The following is a 1,592-nucleotide window of genomic DNA, read 5'->3' as shown; positions in this document are numbered from 1 at the left end:
AAATTAGGAGCTACCAGACGTTTAAGAAAACTATCTGGTCAACCTCTTCCAAGAATTTGCTAGGATCTACCTAGCTTTTTATTTACACTTTTGTATATATAAACTTCATCTATATTTAAAAACATTTTGACAATTCACTTTTGAAGCTTGAATGCTAACCCTTAATAAATATCATAAATATCGAATTATCATTTATAATTCTAAATATTTAATCGTTAAAATTTCTCCTTATTTTTTCTGATTATTGCTTCAACTATTTCAAATGATGTAATGTTCACATTACGATATTGCATATTTGGATTCTTTTTGAGATATTGTCTTAATGGTTCCAATAGCCTTTTTGCTCTATTTGATCGTTCATTGATATATTTATTGATTTTATTTGAAACTTCATATCCATCAATTTCGATTTTCTCAGCTTTAATATAAAGACTATTCCCAATACCTATAAAAAAGAATAGTATATTATTCCTTTAAATTTTTTCATTAATGTTAAACAGTGATATAATTCAATTGTATCTATCGGTTCATACAACCAATCATATATTACGATTGTTGCTACCACTAACACATTTTTATGACTTTTGATGGAAAGTTTATGTACACAATGATACAGATATGCCAAAGACTCAATTTTATGTATCAAACTTTAAAGCATGATGAAAACAATATCCAAATTTATGATGAACTGGATATAAATCAAATCAATGATCTAACTTGTAAAAGAATATGATTTTATTATTAAGAGAATATAAAAAAATTTAGAACTATCTATAAAACAACTTGAAGAAAGTGTTAATTATATTGACTGGAAACACAACTTCTATGATGAGGTACGGAATAGAAAATACCACTATATTAACATCCTCATCAAAACAAAATAAAAGGATGGTATGATATGCAGATAGAAAAAAGAATTCATAAATGCTCTCATTTAACGCCTGTGGAAAATGAAATTGCTCATTATATACTATCACATAAAGATGAGGTAATTAATTATTCCATTCAGGAACTTTCAGAACAAATTCATGTTTCTAAATCCGCCATACACCGTTTCTGCAAAAAAATAGATTTCAAAGGTTTTAACGAACTTAAAATTCAGTTGACAAATGATATATCTGCAGACATTTATAAAGAACATGATATTGACATCAATTATCCATTTACCCTACAAGATAATCCGATAGAAATAGCAACAAAACTTTTAGAATTATATGAAAAGACAATTCAGGATACATTATCTTGTCTAGATAAACAAAAACTAGTACATGCTACTAAACTCATGTCTAAAGCAACATCAATCGATATTTATACGCATGCCCATAATATGAATATTGCGAAAAACTTCCAGGACAAAATGTTAACTATTGGCAAAATTGTTAACTGCCCTGAATCTTTCTATGAACAAAGACTTCATGCATTAGCCAGTAATAAAAACCATGTTGCCCTAATTCTATCTTATTCAGCTAAAGCTTCATTTATCCTCCCTATCCTGCAAAAACTAAATGAAAAAAATATTTCTTGTATTTTAATTTCCGGTTACCAAAATAATCCATTTCCACAATATATTTGTGAACATCTAGGCATGAGCA

At 27.6% G+C, this 1,592-nt stretch carries 1 protein-coding gene; it reads left to right on the top strand.

The features are described 5' to 3' along the window. Window positions 1-898 precede the first annotated feature (898 nt). On the top strand, window positions 899-1,592 hold a 694-nt coding region (locus HMPREF0367_RS07200; protein ID WP_035402797.1), incomplete at its 3' end, for a MurR/RpiR family transcriptional regulator.

This window comes from Faecalitalea cylindroides ATCC 27803 (genome assembly GCF_000469305.1).
Taxonomy (GTDB): Bacteria; Bacillota_I; Bacilli_A; order Erysipelotrichales; family Erysipelotrichaceae; genus Faecalitalea; species Faecalitalea cylindroides.
Note: the sequence above shows the minus strand (reverse complement) of the source record. Positions and strands in the feature narration are given on the sequence as shown.